Source organism: Nocardioides panacisoli, from assembly GCF_039537325.1.
Lineage (GTDB): Bacteria > Actinomycetota > Actinomycetes > Propionibacteriales > Nocardioidaceae > Nocardioides > Nocardioides panacisoli.
In genome coordinates this window covers 359,072-374,863 of record NZ_BAABAH010000002.1, presented here as the reverse complement: position 1 = coordinate 374,863, position 15,792 = coordinate 359,072, and the positions used below count along the sequence as shown (strand labels likewise).

At 73.0% G+C, this 15,792-nt stretch carries 16 protein-coding genes and 1 pseudogene; 11 read left to right on the top strand and 6 right to left on the bottom strand.

Annotated features, from left to right (window positions below; all coding sequences use genetic code 11):
- The first annotated feature begins 10 nt into the window (after positions 1–10).
- Positions 11–565: a hypothetical protein gene (locus ABD709_RS04770; RefSeq protein WP_344772819.1), complete on the top strand. Its 555-nt coding sequence runs from the start codon at positions 11–13 to the stop codon at positions 563–565.
- A gap of 7 nt (positions 566–572) precedes the next feature.
- On the opposite strand, the gene ABD709_RS04765 is transcribed toward ABD709_RS04770, so the two are convergent.
- The gene (locus ABD709_RS04765; RefSeq protein ID WP_344772817.1) at positions 573–1,013 is read right to left on the bottom strand and encodes a VOC family protein; all 441 of its coding nucleotides are present in this window, start codon (positions 1,011–1,013) and stop codon (positions 573–575) included.
- A 43-nt stretch (positions 1,014–1,056) separates the two neighbouring features.
- On the opposite strand from ABD709_RS04765, the gene ABD709_RS04760 reads away from it, so the two are divergent.
- The 5 genes and pseudogenes from ABD709_RS04760 (at position 1,057) to ABD709_RS04745 (ending at position 5,098) form a co-directional block, all read left to right on the top strand.
- Positions 1,057–2,235: a sensor histidine kinase gene (locus tag ABD709_RS04760; protein WP_344772815.1), complete on the top strand. Its 1,179-nt coding sequence runs from the start codon at positions 1,057–1,059 to the stop codon at positions 2,233–2,235.
- Entirely contained in the window at positions 2,232–2,879 is a 648-nt protein-coding gene (locus ABD709_RS04755; RefSeq protein WP_344772813.1) for a response regulator, read from the top strand. The genes ABD709_RS04760 and ABD709_RS04755 overlap by 4 nt, the downstream gene beginning before the upstream one ends.
- An 83-nt stretch (positions 2,880–2,962) precedes the next feature.
- The gene (locus tag ABD709_RS04750) at positions 2,963–3,718 is read left to right on the top strand and encodes an ABC transporter ATP-binding protein (protein WP_344772811.1); all 756 of its coding nucleotides are present in this window, start codon (positions 2,963–2,965) and stop codon (positions 3,716–3,718) included.
- Positions 3,715–4,191, top strand: a pseudogene (locus tag ABD709_RS21415) (FtsX-like permease family protein); the annotation flags it as partial. The gene ABD709_RS04750 and the pseudogene ABD709_RS21415, both read left to right, overlap by 4 nt.
- A 124-nt stretch (positions 4,192–4,315) precedes the next feature.
- Positions 4,316–5,098, top strand: coding sequence for an ABC transporter permease (locus ABD709_RS04745; RefSeq protein ID WP_344772809.1), 783 nt, complete (start codon positions 4,316–4,318; stop codon positions 5,096–5,098).
- A 23-nt stretch (positions 5,099–5,121) separates the two neighbouring features.
- Here ABD709_RS04745 and ABD709_RS04740 read toward each other — a convergent pair whose 3' ends face one another.
- Entirely contained in the window at positions 5,122–7,041 is a 1,920-nt protein-coding gene (locus ABD709_RS04740; RefSeq protein WP_344772807.1) for an FtsX-like permease family protein, read from the bottom strand.
- Between the two features lie 3 nt (positions 7,042–7,044).
- On the bottom strand, positions 7,045–7,779 hold the full coding sequence (locus ABD709_RS04735) for an ABC transporter ATP-binding protein (RefSeq protein ID WP_344772805.1): 735 nt from the start codon (positions 7,777–7,779) through the stop codon (positions 7,045–7,047).
- Positions 7,780–7,888: 109 nt separating this feature from the next.
- Between ABD709_RS04735 and ABD709_RS04730 the strand changes: the two genes are divergently transcribed.
- Both ABD709_RS04730 and ABD709_RS04725 read left to right on the top strand, forming a co-directional pair.
- A complete protein-coding gene (locus tag ABD709_RS04730; RefSeq protein WP_344772803.1) occupies positions 7,889–9,217 on the top strand; it encodes a sensor histidine kinase in 1,329 nt (442 codons plus the stop codon).
- Positions 9,214–9,858: a response regulator gene (locus tag ABD709_RS04725; protein WP_344772801.1), complete on the top strand. Its 645-nt coding sequence runs from the start codon at positions 9,214–9,216 to the stop codon at positions 9,856–9,858. Before ABD709_RS04730 ends, ABD709_RS04725 begins: the two co-directional genes overlap by 4 nt.
- 42 nt (positions 9,859–9,900) lie before the next feature.
- Here the strand turns inward: ABD709_RS04725 and ABD709_RS04720 are convergent, their stop codons facing one another.
- Together ABD709_RS04720 and ABD709_RS04715 are read right to left on the bottom strand one after the other, a co-directional pair.
- Positions 9,901–10,044: a hypothetical protein gene (locus tag ABD709_RS04720; protein WP_344772799.1), complete on the bottom strand. Its 144-nt coding sequence runs from the start codon at positions 10,042–10,044 to the stop codon at positions 9,901–9,903.
- Complete coding sequence (locus tag ABD709_RS04715) at positions 10,041–10,253, bottom strand: DUF6458 family protein (protein WP_344772797.1); 213 nt, start codon at positions 10,251–10,253, stop codon at positions 10,041–10,043. Before ABD709_RS04715 ends, ABD709_RS04720 begins: the two co-directional genes overlap by 4 nt.
- A 128-nt stretch (positions 10,254–10,381) precedes the next feature.
- Between ABD709_RS04715 and ABD709_RS04710 the strand changes: the two genes are divergently transcribed.
- Positions 10,382–11,554, top strand: a complete 1,173-nt coding sequence (locus ABD709_RS04710) for a serine/threonine-protein kinase (protein WP_344772795.1) — start codon at positions 10,382–10,384, stop codon at positions 11,552–11,554.
- Positions 11,551–11,850 (top strand): hypothetical protein, encoded by a 300-nt coding sequence (locus ABD709_RS04705; RefSeq protein WP_344772794.1) that lies wholly within the window; start codon positions 11,551–11,553, stop codon positions 11,848–11,850. Before ABD709_RS04710 ends, ABD709_RS04705 begins: the two co-directional genes overlap by 4 nt.
- A gap of 53 nt (positions 11,851–11,903) precedes the next feature.
- Here the strand turns inward: ABD709_RS04705 and valS are convergent, their stop codons facing one another.
- Positions 11,904–14,543, bottom strand: a complete 2,640-nt coding sequence (gene valS / locus ABD709_RS04700) for a valine--tRNA ligase (RefSeq protein WP_344772793.1) — start codon at positions 14,541–14,543, stop codon at positions 11,904–11,906.
- 58 nt (positions 14,544–14,601) lie between these two features.
- Between valS and ABD709_RS04695 the strand changes: the two genes are divergently transcribed.
- The gene (locus tag ABD709_RS04695; RefSeq protein WP_344772791.1) at positions 14,602–15,789 is read left to right on the top strand and encodes a SpoIID/LytB domain-containing protein; all 1,188 of its coding nucleotides are present in this window, start codon (positions 14,602–14,604) and stop codon (positions 15,787–15,789) included.
- The last annotated feature ends 3 nt before the right edge of the window (positions 15,790–15,792 follow it).

Genomic DNA, 15,792 nt, shown 5'->3' with positions numbered 1-15,792 from the left:
CGACCCGGACGTGATCGGGGACGCGGAGGCGCGTGCCTGGGCGTCGTACTACCGGCGCGAGTGGCGCCCCTTCCTGCGGGCTGCGGTCGAGATGGTGCACGAGGGCTTCGGGATGAGCAGGCTCCGGAGCCTGCGCGGCGCCTATCTGGTGCTCCGGGCCAACCAGAAGTGGGCGCCCTACCCCGACAACGACCCGGAGGCGGCCCGTGCGTACATGCGGCGCTTCTACGCCTTGGTGCTGCGCGACCACGACAGCGACCTGCGGCTCGATCCGGGCGAGGCGTCGCGCCGTGAGGTCGAGTGGTGGCGCCGCCACCGGCAGCACCAGTACGGCGCGGCCGGCGGCGACCAGCCGCTGGTGGACTCGCTCGTCGAGCTGTACTCCTACGTCTACGACGTGCCCGGCGACGCGGTCCGCGAGGCCGCCCGGCAGCGGGTGCTCGCCATGCAGCACTCCGATGCCTGGGTGAAGGCCGGCTGCGACCTCGCCGACCCTCTCCTCGCCCAGGAGCGCGAGGCGCTGCTGGCGTCGTACCGCTCGCTGCGGGCGGCCGTCGGGAGCTGAGGCGGCGTCAGCCGAGGTGCTCGAACAGCGACACCACGATCCCCTCGGGCCCGCGCACGTAGGCCATCCGGACGCTGTTCTCGTACTGGCCGACGCCGGCGACGAGGCCGTAGCCGGCGGCTTCGACAGCAGCGAGTGCGGCGTCGAGGTCACCGACCTCGAAGGAGACGTTGCGCAGCCCGACCTCGTTGGCCATCGCGGTCGGGGAACCGGGCAGGTTGCCGGGTGTGACGAAGCTCGAGAGCTCGAGCCGGGAGCCGCCGTCCGGCGGCCGCAGCATCGCGATGTCGCACCGGGCGTCCGGGAGGCCGCAGACGGTCTCCACGAACTCGCCCTCCACCGAGCCGGTGCCCTCGACCTCGAGGCCCAGACCGACGAAGAACGCGACCGCCGCGTCCAGGTCAGCCACCGTGATGCCGATGTGGTCGAAGCGCTGTATGTGTGCCATGGAGCAAACCTCTCATTGGCGACCGCTGCGCATAATGGCGACCATGACCACGGAGGGGTCGCCGCCCCCGGCCGACGTATGGCGTGACGCCACCCGCGTCACGATCCGCCGCGTCGCTGTGGACGTGGGTCTGGCTCTGGTGTTCGCGGGCGTGCTCAGCGCGATCCAGCTCCAGATGTCGGCGGCGATGGTGTGGGCCACGCTGGTGCTGTCGCTGGGCCTGGCGGTCCGTCGGGTCTCGCCCTGGCTGGTGCTCGCCACAGGAGTCGCCGCGGCCCTGATCCAGGTCCTCACCGGAGAGATCGCCGCCTACGGCGACGTCGCGTACGCACCCCTGGCCTTCGCGCTCGGCGCGCACGTGTCGAGTGCCGTACGACGTACCGCCCTCGTCGCCGCGGCCGTCGCCGTGGCCGGTGCCGGCCTCTGGTCCGGCCTCGTCGGGAGCGAGATGTTCGACGCGTCGCTCTCCGCAGGCATCGGCATGGCCGCAGTGACAGCTGTGTTCATCGGCGGCGGCTGGACGGCCGGCTTCGTGCGGTGGCAGCGCCGGCAGGCGATCCAGGCGCAGGTCGATGCAGCCTTCGCCGGCGCCGAGCAGAAGCGGATCGAGGAGCTCTACCACCAGGAGCAGGAGCGGAGCAGGATCGCCGCCGACATGCACGACCTGGTGGCGCACTCCTGGGCCGTGGTCGCCGCCCAGGCCGACGGCGCCCGGTACGTCCTGCGCGAGGACCCGGATCGCGCCGAGGGTGCGTTGAGCGTCATCGGCGAGACCGCCCGGTCGGCGATGAACGACGTACGCGGCCTGCTGGCCGAGCTCCGGGGCTTCGAGCAGTCACCGGCGGTCGCGGCGCCGATCGCCGATCGCGTCATCGACCGGATGCGCCGGACCGGACTGGTGATCGAGCACGCCCGCTACGGCTCCGCGCATCCCGGCGACGTCGGCGACGCCGCCGGCTTCGTGCTGACGGAGTCACTCACCAACGCCCTCAAGCACGGCGACCGCGGTCGTCCGGTCGAGGTGGTGGAGGACTGGCGGGACGGCTACGCGCTCCGGGTCGCCAACCCGCTGCAGCCGGGTGCGGAGGCGCGACGAGGGACCGGCCACGGGTTGCGCGGCATGACCGAGCGGGTGGCCGCCGCCGGTGGACGGTTGTCGGCGGGACGCCAGGACGGCCTGTGGATCGTCGACGTGCGGATCCCCGCGGGCGCGGCCGGGTGAGCGTCCGGGTCGTCCTCGTGGACGACGAAGCGATGTTCCGCGCCGGCATCTCGATGGTCGTGGACTCCCAACCCGACCTCGAGGTCGTCGGCCAGGCCGACGACGGCGCCGAGGCCGTCGAGGTGGTCGAGCAGACCCGTCCCGACGTCGTCGTGATGGACATCCAGATGCCCGGCCTCGACGGCGTCGCGGCGACCCGGGCGCTGGGCGAGCGGTTCGGCGAGGCGTGCCCGCGCATCCTGGTCCTCACCACGTTCGATCTCGACGAGGCCGCGGCGGCGGCGATCGAGGCCGGCGCGAGCGGCTTCCTCCTCAAGGCGGCCGACCCCGCCTTCCTCCTGGCCGCGATCCGGGCGGTGGCGTCGGGCAGCCAGGTCGTGGCGGCCGGTGCCACGCGGCAGCTGTGGGAGCGGTTCCGGGCCAGGCCGACCCGGCCGCCGGGTCCGGAGTACGACGAGCTGACCGAGCGCGAGCGCCAGATCCTGCGGCGCGCGGCCGAGGGTCTCTCCAACGCCGAGATCGCCGAGGCCGAGTTCCTGGCCACCGGAACCGTGAAGACGCACGTCTCGCGCATCCTGTCGAAGCTCGGCCTCCGCGACCGGGTCCAGCTGGTGGTCTACGCCTACGAGCACGGCTTGATCTAGGCCTCGCGTACATCGCAGGAGGTACTCCAGGAGCTGACCGCAGACAGATGGCAGAGGCTCCGCCGGTTCCTAGCGTGGGACGCATGACGCAGACGAACCCGCCGGTGCTCTCGATCCGCGCCGCCACCAAGACCTACGGGAGCGCGACGGCCGCGGTCACGGCGCTCGACGCCGTCACGCTCGACATCGAGGCCGGCCGGTTCACCGCGGTCATGGGACCGTCCGGCTCGGGCAAGTCCACGCTGATGAACCTCGCCGCCGGCCTGGACGACCCGACGTCGGGGGAGGTGTGGCTCGACCACCACCCCTTGCACCGGCTCAGCGACGAGGAGCGCACGGTGCTGCGCCGTACCCACGTCGGCTTCGTCTTCCAGGCCTACAACCTGGTGCCGACGCTCACGGCGTACGAGAACGTCGTGCTGCCGTTCGACCTCGCCGGCCGAGGGCTCGGCCCCGAGGACCGCGCCTGGGTCGACCGGCTGATGACCGACCTCGGCCTGGACGCCCGTCGCGACCACCGCCCCGCCGAGCTGTCCGGGGGACAGCAGCAGCGGGTCGCGATCGCGCGGGCACTCGGCTCCCGGCCGCGGATCGTCATCGCCGACGAGCCGACCGGAAACCTCGACACCCGCTCGTCGCGGGAGGTCCTCGACCTCCTGCGCGCCGCGGTGGACGACTACGGCCAGACGATCGCGATGGTCAGCCACGACCCGGTTGCCGCCGCGCGTGCCGACCGGATCCTGCTCATCGCGGACGGCCGGATCGTCGGCGACCACGACCGCTGCACCCCGGCGGAGATCGCCGGGCTGCTGATCGACCTCGAGGTGGGGGCGGCATGAAGGCCGCACTGGTCCTCGGCTCCGTGCGCCAGCTCGGCACCATCGCGGTCGTCGCCGGCATCGGCGGGGCGTACGCCGCCCTGCTGGTGATGGTCAGCGCCATCCTGGCGACCAACAGCGACGCGTCCGGGTTCGGCGCGATCCTCGCCGTGGTCGCGACCGTGTTCATCGCGATCGCCCTGTACGTCTCCGCCGTCGTGATCGTCAACTGCATCGACACCGTGATGGCGGGGATGCTGGCCCGCATCGCCCTGCTCCGGCTGCTGGGAGCGTCGGCCAAGTCCCTGCGCTCGGCCGTCACCCGGCGGACCACCGTCGTCGCCGCTGTGGGCGTCGTCGCCGGCACGGCGGTCGGGTCCGCGGCAGCCTGGATCATGCGGATCGTGCTCGTCGACCAGGGGGCGCTGCGCCGGATGGACTACCCGGTCGTGAGCCCGTGGCTGGTCGCCCCCGTCCTCGCGGTCGTGCTGACCACCCTGGTCGCGGCTCGGGTGGGCACGCGCGGCGTCCTGCGGGTCCCGCCCGCCGCCGGGATGCTCGGCGCAGCGACGGAGGCCCCCCGTCGCGGCGCTCCGAGCCCTGCGCGCGTGGTCGTCGATGGCCGTCATCGGGGCCGGCGTGGCGCTGCTTCTCGGCTCGGTCCTGATCGGCGAGAGCCGAGCGACGGCGAGCGGCTTCATCGTGGCGTTCCTCGGTGCGGCCACCTCCGGCGCCGGGCTGCTGCTCGGAGCCCGCCTGGTGATCCCGGCAGCCGTGGCCGGGCTCGGCCGGGCGCTGGGGGACTCGCCCCCGTCCCGGATCGCCCGGCGCAACGCGGTGAAGAACCCGCTGCGCACCACGCGGACGACGATGGGCCTGGTGATCGGCGTGACCCTGGTGACGACCTTCGCCGCCGGCACCGACGCGCTGCGCAGGTCGGTCGCCTCCTGGACGCAGGGCCCCGCCGACCGGCAGGCGTCGCTGTCGGCGCTGTCGACGGTGACCGCGGTCCTCGTCGTGGTCATCCTCTTCTCGGCCGTGATCGCCGCCGTCGGCTTCGTCAGCACGATGTCGCTCACGGTCATCGAGCGCACCCGGGAGATCGGCGTACTGCGGGCGCTGGGCTTCACCAGCACCCAGGTGCGGCAGATGGTCGTCCGGGAGGCGGCGGCGCTGGCGTGCTCGGCGATCGCGCTCGGGGTCGTGCTCGGCATCGTGTTCGGCTCCGTCGGGGCCCAGTCCATCGTCGGCGGCCACAACCAGGGGTTCGTGTGGGGACGGCCATGGATCGTGCTCGCGACGATCGTCGCGGCCGCGGCCGCGCTCGTGCTGGTCGCCTCCGTCGCTCCCGCGCGGCGGGCGGTCCGGGTCCTTCCGGTCGAGGCGCTCCGGACGGCGTGAGCCGGCTTCGTCGTACGCCGAGGTCACTCGCGGGCCGCGACGAGCCGGATGGGCGCGTCGCGAGTGGCCGACCACCCGGCCGCTGCGGCAGCGGCGGCGCCCGCGACCAGCACGGCGGCGCCGAGACCGGCGGCGAGCCCCCAGGGGATCTCCATGACCGGCACCCCCAGGGTGGCCTCCATCCCGTGCCGGATGCCCAGCATGCAGACCGCGACGACAGTGGCGCCGAGCGCGATGCCGATCGCGCCCACGCCGAGGGACTCGATGGCGACGGCGGCGATCATCTGGCGGCGTGACGCGCCGGTGACCCGGGCGACGGCGAACTCGCGCCGTCGCTGCGCGGTCCCCACCGCCACGGCGTTGACCAGGCTGAGGAAGGCGTACAAGCCCCCCAGCCCGGCCAGGGCCAGCATCACGCTGCCGTTCTCGGTCGACTGCTCGCGGGCGAGGTCGTCGGCCCACTCCGACACCGTGGACACCGTCCCGAGGCCGGCGAGCTCGCGGCGCACGTCGGCAACGGGCGTCCCGGGTGCGATCTCGACGAAGGTCGTCGTCGGCGCGTGCCGGAGCCGGGCGGCCGGGATGTCCGCCCGGTCGACCAGTACGTCGGCGCCGCCCGCGATCGTGGTGTCCACGCGAGCGACGACCTCGAGCTGCCGCCCTCCGACGCGCACCGTGGTCAGGTCGCCCAGTCCGTCGTCGAGGGCCGAGGGCCCGAGCACGGCGCTGCCGGGTGCGAAGGCGGTCAGCTCGCCCGAGTCGAGGGGCTGATGGGTGAGCCGCGTGTACCCGGCGGGGTCGACGGCGGTGACGAGCGCAGCCCCCACCGGCCGCCAGCCGCCACGAGCCCGAGGTGCTTGCAGCGGAACGTCGACGTCCGTCTCCGGGTCGACGACGGCGACGCCGGGGACGGCGCGGATCCGGTCGCTCACGTCGCCGTGCGACACGACGACCAGGTCGGCCGAGCTCTGCTGGATCCGCTCCACGCGGGTCGCCTCGGTCTGCGTCGACAGGATCCCGAGGAGGCCGACGACGAGTCCGACGAGCACGATCACCGGACCCGCCGTGGTGGCCGAACGGCGTACGCCGTCCCGCATCCCCGCCTGCGCGAGCTCGCCGAGGACGTGCCGACGCGCGGGCAGTGCGAAGGCTCGGGCGACGAGGGGCACGACGAGCGGGCTCAGCTGCTGCAACGCCACCGACCCGGCCACGATCACGAGCAACCCGACGAGGACCGAGGTCAGCACGTTGCCGGAGGACTGGACCAGCAGCGCGCCGCCCACCGCCGGTACGCCGAACAGCAGCCCCCACGTCCAGCGGCCGACGGTCATCACCCGGCTCTCGGTGCCGGTCTCGCGCAGTGCGTCGAGCGGCCGGACGCGCCCCGCCCTCCGCGCGGCGACGAGAACTCCTGCCAGCGCGGAGCCGAGGCCGGCGCCGAGGTCGACGAGAAGGATCCAGGACGGGAAGCGGAGATCGAGAACGCTCGCGTCGAGGCCCGCGCGGTGCACGAACCGCAGCTCGACCGCGGTTGCGACAGGTCCGATGAGCGCGCCCAGCCCGGTACCGACCACGCCGACGATCACACCCTCACCGACGAGCAGGCGACGTACCTGACGACGGGACGCCCCGCTGAGGCGGAGCAGGGCGAGCTCCCGTCGCCGTTCCACGACGGTGAAGGCGAGCGTGGACCCGATGATGAACACGGTCAGGAACAGGCCGAGGGTGATGGAGATGCCCATCAGGGAGGTGACTCCGTCGGCGGCCGTCCGGATGGCGCGAGCCTCGGCGGGCGTCGCGCCCGGCGCCGCGTGGGCGCGGTCGGCGGCCACCAGGAGCACGCTGCTGGACTGCACCAGCGCCACGCCGAGCGCCACGCTGAGCACCGCGCCGATGAACAGGGTCCAGCGGTCGCGGACGGTGTGCAGGGCGACCGACCACATCGCTCAGCCCTCCAGCGCTGCGAGGCGCGCGGCCACCTGCGCGGCGTCCGGGCGCTCGAGCCGGTCGACGAGCCGGCCGTCGGCGAGGAACACGACGGTGTCGGCCCGGGCCGCGGCGGCGGGGTCGTGGGTGACCATGGCGATCGTCTGGCCCCGGTGGTCGACGAGTCCGCGGAGCAGGGTGAGGACAGAGCGGGCCGAGCCCGTGTCGAGAGCACCGGTGGGCTCGTCGGCGAAGAGCACGGCGGGCTCCGTCACCAGCGCCCGCGCGATCGCGACCCGCTGCTGCTGTCCACCGGACAGCTCACGCGGCCGGTGCCGGGCGCGGTCGGCGAGGCCCACGGAGGCGAGCACGTCGTGCACCCGACTGCCCTCCACCTTGGCCCCTCCCAGGCGCATCGGGAGAGCGACGTTCTGCGCCGCGGTCAGCGCCCCCATCAGGTTGAAGGACTGGAAGCAGAAGCCGATCTCGCTACGCCGGAGCCTGGTCAGCAGCGCCTCGGAGGCGCGGGTGAGGTCGTGCCCCGCCAGCCACACCTGGCCGCGGTCGGCTCGCTCCAGTCCGGCGGCCACGTGGAGCAGCGTCGACTTGCCCGAGCCGGACGGGCCCATCACCGCGGTCCAGGAGTGTGCCGGCACCTCGAGCGTGACACCGTCGAGAGCGGTCACCGCGTTCCCGCCCCGACCGTAGGAGCGTCGTACGTCGTAGAGGCTCAGGGCGAGTGAGGCGTTGTCCATGGCTCCCATTCCAGCGATTCCGAGGGCTCCGAGCACGCCGTCCAGCGGGCGTCTCGGGGGTAGCGCCAGCACTACCGACCGGGACCGTTCCGGCCCGTAGCGTGTCCCCGTGCGAACCGCGAGCCCTCCCGACGCCAGTGCCTGGCAGGCACTGCGGCGACGGCGGTTCCTGATGTCGCGCTGGCCCTGGCGAGCGCTGCTGCACACGGTGGCGACGTCGGTCGTCTGGGCCGCCTTCATGATCCCGGCGCTCGCCGTGATCGTTCCGGTCGGGGCAGCGATCGACCGGCTGGCGCACGGGCAGGTCGTGGCCGCGGCGGCCCTGCTCCTGCTCGGCCTTGCCCTCGGCGGCGTCCTCCTGCCCCTGCTCGCCTCCCCGCTGATCGCCCTGGACCGCTGGCGGGCCCGACTCGTCGATCCGACCCCGCTTCCGCGGTCGCCGCGGCCACCCGCCGACCCGGCTCACTGGCTGCGGGATCGCTGGCTCACGGCGACGCGGTGGCGCGAGACGGGCTACCTCGTCGCCGTCCTGACCCTCGAGAGCATCGTGCTCGCGGGGGTGAGCCTGTTCGGGACGTCAGCCGTCGTGCTGATGGCAGCTCCCTTCCTCGCCTCGCGCGACGACCCGATCAACGTGGGGGCGTGGCACGCCGACGGTCCGGCCTCCGCCCTGCTCGTCGCCGTACTCGGAGTGCTGCTGCTCGTCGTGGTCGTCTACGGCTGGACCGCCGGGGCATGTCTCCAGGTCGGTCTCCTGCGTCGCACCCTCGACGCGCACCGGAGCGAGGCGCTGGCCGAGGAGCTGACGCGCGTCGACGCCTCGCGCACCCGCCTCCTCGAGAGCTTCGAGAGCGAGCGGCGGCGCATCGAGCGTGACCTGCACGACGGCGCCCAGCAGCGCCTGGTCACCCTCGCGATGGGACTCGGCGTGACCCGGCTCGAGGTGGTGGACGCGCTGGGTGCCGACCACCCGGCAGCCGCAGGGGTCGCGACGGCCCACGAGCAGGCCAAGGTGCTGATGGACGAGCTGCGGGCGTTCGTCCGGGGCATCCACCCGAAAGTGCTCACCGACGTGGGACTCGTGGCCGCCCTCGACCAGCTCACCGCGGACCTGCCGCTACCGGTCGCCGTCAGCTCGTCGCTCGATCGTCGTCCCGCCAGTGCTGTCGAGAGCGCGGCGTACTTCGCCGCGTCCGAGGCGCTCACGAACGTCGTACGGCACAGCCACGCCACCTGCGCCACGGTCAGCGTGAGCCGGGTCGACGGCGAGATCGTGGTCGAGGTGACCGACGACGGGCACGGCGGCGCCATGCCCCGGCCGGACTCCGGGCTGACCTGGATGGCCGATCGCCTCGCCGCCGTCGACGGCACGCTCGAGGTGTCCAGCCCGCCCGGTGGCCCTACGGTGGTGCGCATGCGGATCGCGGAGCCACGATGACCCGCGTCGTGCTCGCCGAGGACGGCACGCTGCTCCGCGAGGGGCTCGTCGGTCTCCTCGGGCGACTCGGCTTCGACGTCGCCGCAGCCGTCGGTGACGCCGACGCCCTGATCGCCGCCGTCGAGGAGTACGACCCCGACCTCGTCGTCACCGACATCCGGATGCCTCCCGGTTTCAGCGACGAGGGCCTGCGCGCGGCGTGCCAGCTGCGCGCGCAGCGCCCGCTGCCCGTCGTCGCGCTCAGCCAGTACGTCGAGCGCAGTTATGCCGAGGAGCTCCTCGACTCCGCGGGCGGTCGCGCCGTCGGGTACCTCCTCAAGGACCGCGTCGTCGACGTCGAGGAGTTCGGTCAGGCGCTGCGGACCGTGGTCGGCGGCGGCACGCTCATCGACCCCGAGGTCGTCCGGCAGCTGATGCGCCGCTCGGATCCCCTCGACCGGCTCACCCCGCGCGAGCGCGAGGTGCTCGCCCTGCTCGCCGAGGGCGACTCCAACCTGGCGATCGCCGACAAGCTGACCGTCACCGAGGCCGCCGTCAACAAGCACGTCGGCAACATCCTGGCCAAGCTCGACCTTCCGCCCAGCACCGACAGCAACCGCCGGGTCCTCGCCGTCCTCACCTGGTTGCGCCGGCGCGACTAGCAGCGGTAGGGCCGGATGTGCGCCCGAGTCGCCGCCGGAGGGTCAGCCGTCGATGAAGACCTCGGAGCAGGTGGCGCACAGGTGCTCGCGCACCTGGACGCCGCCGTCCTCGGTCTCGACGCTCACCAGGCGCCAATCGTGGTCGTGCTCGGGAGTGGCGCGCTCGGCGAGCGCTTCGCTGGTCACATCGGTCCGTTGTCGCGGTAGACGACGGTCTGGTTGGCAGCGCGCCGCGGGCGGGCCCAGAGGAAGGACAGCACGATCGCCAGGATGCCGCAGATGATCAGGATGACGCCGAGGGCCTGGTCGTTGATGAAGCTGAGGTCCACGGTGATCACGTCGAAGGCCAGGATCAGGCCGAGGACGAGCAGGACGATGCCGAGTCCGATGTACATGATCCGCTGGTGCCCCGTTTTGCCGTCGCCCATACCTGTGTGGAGCGACACCTCCGCGGGTACCGACGTCGGCGCGCAGGGGGTCGCGCGCGGTCGTCCCCGGAGAAGCGGTCATGGCCGGAGGTTCGATGACAGGTACGGAGCAAGAGGCGGCTGCGGCGGACCCGCCGCTGCTGGCAGACCGGTACGACCTGATCGAGGTCATCGGCCGCGGCGGGATGGCGGACGTCTACCGCGCGACCGACGTACGGCTCGACCGCCCTGTCGCGGTCAAGATGCTGCTCAGCCACGCGAGCGACCAGGCCGCGCGGGACCGGTTCATCGCCGAGGCGCGCACGCTCGCCGTGCTGTCGCACCGCGGACTGGTCACCCTGCTCGACGCCGGCTTCGGCTCCGGTCTGGTCGACCACGGACCGCCGGGCGTCGCGCCGCTCCCGGACCGGCCGTTCTTGGTGATGGAGCTGGTCGACGGCCCGAGCCTGGCCGCCCTGATCGGGCAGGGTCCGCTGCCGCTCGACCACGTCGGCAGCATCGCCGTGCAGGTGGCCGAGGCGCTGGCGTACGTCCACGCGCAAGGCGTGGTCCATCGGGACGTGAAGCCGGCCAACGTCCTGGTCGGCCCCGAGCTCGTGAAGCTCGGGGACTTCGGTGTCGCGCGGCTGGTCGAGCAGACGACCCGGCACACGCAGACCGGACAGACGATCGGTACGGCGGCCTACCTCGCGCCCGAGCAGGTCGAGGGGGCAGAGGTCAGCGGCGCGACCGACGTGTACTCGCTCGGCCTGGTGCTCCTCGAGGCGATGACGGGGCGGCGCGAGTACGAGGGGGCTCCGGCCGAGGCGGCGCTGGCCCGGCTGCACCGTGCGCCGGCGGTCCCGCCCGACGTCCCGCCGGCCTGGCGCGACCTGCTGATGGCGATGACCGCCCTGGTGCCGGCGGATCGTCCGACCGCCGCCGAGGTGGCGGCCACGGTCCCGCGCGGGGCGGCCGGGCCGCCTGCTGGTGTCACGCGGCCGATGCCGGCCGCAGGGCCGACGACGACGCAGGTACGGCGCGCGGTGCCCGGCGAGCCGCGTGAGCCCGTCGGTCAGAAGGCCCGTGCGGCGGTCGACCGGGTCAGGGCGCTGCCGCGCGAGACCGTGGCCCTCGTCGGCGGTGTCGCGGCGCTGCTGCTGTTCCTGGTCCTGATCGCGGTCTTCGCCGGTGGCGGCTCGGCGTCGGACCTCCCGGGCAACACCCCGACGCAGCTACGGGAGCCGCTGTCGGACCTGCACCAGGCCGTGAACGGGGACGGGGGATGAGCGCGGTGCGGCGGGTCGGTGTCGCAGTCGCGGCTGCGGTGCTCGCGGTGGGTCCGGCGGGCTGCTCGAGCGACGAGCCGCCGGGCACGGCGGTGCCGGCGCTGTCCGACCGGCTGGACAAGGTCGACGCCGCCATCGAGGCCGGTGACTACGACAGGGCGCGCGAGGCCGTGCACCAGCTGGTCGCCGACACCGCGCACGCCGAGGTCGACGGCGACATCAGCAGCGACCAGGCCGACCGGATCCTGGAGTCGGCGAAGAGCGTGCTCGCCGCGATGCCCGAGGGTGGCTCGTAGGCCCCGGGTCTCGTGACGGTCGCTGCGCGACCTCCTCGACCACCAAGGGCCGGCTACTCGGTGGGCGATTCGATCTCGGCGTCGACCGTGAGCTCGGCGAGCGAGTCGTCGACGGTGAAGACCAGGTCGCCGGTGATCTTGCCGGCGGCGCGGAGGTCGTCGGCGGCCGACTCGGCGTCCCTGACGAGCTTCTCGGGGCCCCTGACCTCGACCCGCGCCAGCGGGGTCTTCATGTTGACCTTGGCCTGCGACTTGGCGCCCCGGATCCCGGCGAGGGCAGCGGCGACGGAGTCGATGATCCTGGCGTCCTCGGCGGCGGCGCTACCGAGCGCGGTGACCGTGGGCCAGGCGGCGTGGTGGACCGAGCCCTCCTGCCACCACGACCAGACCTCCTCGGTGACGTAGGGCAGGAACGGCGCGAGCAGCCGCAGCTGGACCTCGAGCGCGGTGGCGAGCGTGGCCTTGGCCGAGCGCGTCGCCGGGTCGTCCTGGCCGTCCTCGCCGGGTGCGGCGTACGCGCGCTCCTTGACCAGCTCGAGGTAGTCGTCGCAGAACTCCCAGAAGAACTTCTCCGTCGTCTCGAGCGCGGTCGTGTAGTCGTAGGCGTCGAACGCCTCGGTCGCCTTGACGATGACGTTGGCCAGCCGGCCGATCAGGGCGGTGTCGACCTTCTCGGTGATGAGGACGGTCGAGAGCTCCGTCGCGCCGACCGAGCCGAGGACGAACTTCGAGGCGTTGAGGACCTTCATCGCCAGCCGGCGGCCGACCTTCATCTGGGTCTCGTCGAAGGGCGAGTCCAGCCCCGGACGGGCGATCGCGGCACGCCACCGGACGGCGTCCGCGCCGTACTTGTCGAGGATCTCGTTGGGGACGACGACGTTGCCCTTGGACTTCGACATCTTCTTGCGGTCCGGGTCGACGATGAAGCCGGAGATCATCGCGTGCGACCACGGGGCGCTGTGGTTCTCGAAGTGCGCACGGACGACGCGTGAGAACAGCCAGGTCCGGATGATGTCGTGCGCGTGGGTGCACAGGTCCATCGGGAAGACCCGCTGCCACAGGTCCTCGCCCTCAGCACCCTGCTCCCAGCCGCCGGCGATGTGCGGCGTCAGCGACGACGTCGCCCAGGTGTCCATGATGTCGGGGTCGCCGATGAAGCCGCCGGCCTTGCCGCGCTGGTCCTCGGTGTAGCCCGCGGGCGCCTGCGTCGACGGGTCGATGGGCAGCTCACCCTCGGTCGGCAGCAGCAGGTTGTCTGTCGTCGGCTCGCCCTCCTCGTCGAGCGGGTACCAGACCGGGAACGGGACGCCGAAGAACCGCTGACGCGAGATCAGCCAGTCGCCGTTGAGGCCGCCGACCCAGTTGTCGAAGCGGTGCTTCATGTGCGCCGGGATCCAGTCGATCTCGGCGCCGCGGGCGAGCATCGCCTCGCGGGTGGCGACGTCGCGGCCGCCGTTCTTGAGGTACCACTGGCGGGTGGAGACGATCTCGAGGGGCTTGTCGCCCTTCTCGTAGAAGTTCGCCATCCGCTGGGTGGGCTTGGGGTCGCCGGCCAGGTCGCCGGTCTCCTTGAGCTTCGCGACCATCGCCTCGCGGGCGGAGTGGACGGTCTTCCCCTTCAGGTCCTCGTACGCCGACGCAGCGGCCTCCGACCGGAGCCACTCGGGCGTCTCGCGGGCGAACCGGCCGTCGCGGCCGATGACGGTGCGGACGGGGAGCTGCAGCTCGCGCCACCAGGTGACGTCGGTGAGGTCACCGAACGTGCAGCACATCGCGATGCCGGCGCCCTTGTCCATCTCGGCGGCCGGGTGGGCGAGGACCGGGATCTCGACGCCGAAGACCGGCGAGGTGACGGTGCTGCCGAACAGCTCCTGGTAGCGCTCGTCGTCCGGGTGCGCGATCAGCGCGACGGCGCTGGCGATCAGCTCGGGCCGGGTGGTCTCGACGTAGACGGGCTTGCCGTCGGGGCGGTGGTAGGCGACCCGGTGGTAGGCGCCGGCGTACTCCCGGGCCTCGAGCTCGGCCTGTGCGACCGCGGTCTGGAAGGTGACGTCCCAGAGCGTCGGCGCCTCCTGCAGGTAGGCCTCGCCCCGGGAGAGGTTGCGCAGGAACGCGCGCTGGCTCACGGCCTGCGCCCTCGCGCCGATCGTCGTGTAGGTCGTGTCCCAGTCGACCGAGAGGCCGAGGGTGCGCCACAGCGACTCGAACACCTTCTCGTCCTGCTCGACCAGCTGCTCGCACAGCTCGACGAAGTTCGGCCGGCTGATCGGGATCTGCCGCTTGGGGTCGGGCTTCTCCGGCGGCGTGAACTCCGGGTCGTAGGGCAGCGAGGGGTCGCAGCGGACGCCGAAGTAGTTCTGGACGCGGCGCTCGGTCGGCAGGCCGTTGTCGTCCCAGCCCATCGGGTAGAAGACCGACTTGCCCTGCATCCGCTGGTAGCGCGCGATGAGGTCGGTGTGGGTGTAGGAGAAGACGTGCCCGACGTGCAGGCTGCCGCTGACGGTCGGCGGCGGGGTGTCGATCGCGTAGACGTTCTCGCGCGGCTGGGTCCGGTCGAAGGCGTAGGTCTTGGCGTCCTTCCACCTCTCGGCCCACTTCTGCTCGAGCCCCTCGAGCGCAGGCTTGTCCGGTACCGCGACGGCACCGGGCTCGGTGCGCGTCGGGTCGGGTGCCTGCGTCTGCTGCTCGGTCATGCCCAGAGACTATTGCGCGGGGGTTGGGCGCCTGAAATCTGCCGTTACCCTCGGACGGATGCGCCTGCTCGCCAGTGTGACCGTGCTCTCAGCCGCGCTCGTCGCGATCGGTGCCCCCGCGGTCGCGCACACTCCGGCCGGTCCGGACGGTCACGGCAGCGCGCGCCGCGGACCCGCGTCGATCCAGCTGGAGGGCCGCGGCTACGGCCACGGGCACGGGATGTCCCAGTACGGCGCCCAGGGCGCCGCCACCCAGGACGGCAAGAGCTACCGCCAGATCCTGCGCTTCTACTACCCCGGCACCGATTGGGGGACGGCCGGACGGACGGTGTCGGTGCAGATCTCGGCGGACACCTCCGACGACGTGGTGGTCGCGAACAGGTCGCGGCTCCGGGTACGGAGCGTCGCCACCGGCGACAGCTGGCCGCTGTCGCAGCAGGGGGCCAAGCGGTGGCGGATCGTCCCGACCGGTCACGGCCGCGACAGCCAGGTCGCCGTACTCACGGACGGCTGGCACAGCGTCCGCGACATCAGGGGCGAGGCGGAGCTCACCGCCGGCGGGCGACCGATCCGGCTGTTCCACCCGGGCGGCTCCACGCGCTACCGCGGGGCGCTGCGCTCCGCGATCGTCGGCGGCGGCCGCGAGACGGTCAACGTCCTGCCGCTGGACAGCTATCTGCGCGGCGTGGTGCCGCAGGAGATGCCCGCCTCCTGGGACCCCGAGGCGCTCAAGGCGCAGGCCGTCGCGGCCCGCACCTATGCGGCGTTCGAGCGGCGCAACCCGGTCGCGTCCGACTACCAGATCTGCGACACCTCGTCGTGCCAGGTGTACGGCGGCGCGAGCGCCGAGCAGCCCGGGTCGGACGCCGCGGTGCGCGCCACCCGGCACCAGGTCCTCACCAGCGGCGGGAAGCCGGCGTTCACCCAGTTCTCGGCGAGCAACGGCGGCTGGACGGTCGAGGCCGACGAGCCCTACCTGCGCGCGGCCCGGGACCCGTGGGACCCCTGGTCGGGCAACCCCTACGCACATTGGACCGTCCGCGTCCCGGCGACCGCGATCGAGCGCGCCTACCCGTCGATCGGTGACTTCCGGCGGCTGAAGGTGACCCGCCGGGACGGCAACGGCGCCTGGAACGGGCGGGCGCTGCGCGTGCGGGTCGTCGGCGGGCGCGGGTCGGTCGCGGTGAGCGGAGACCGGTTCCGCAGCGACCTCCTGCTGCGCTCGACCTGGTTCCGGGTCGGGTGAGTA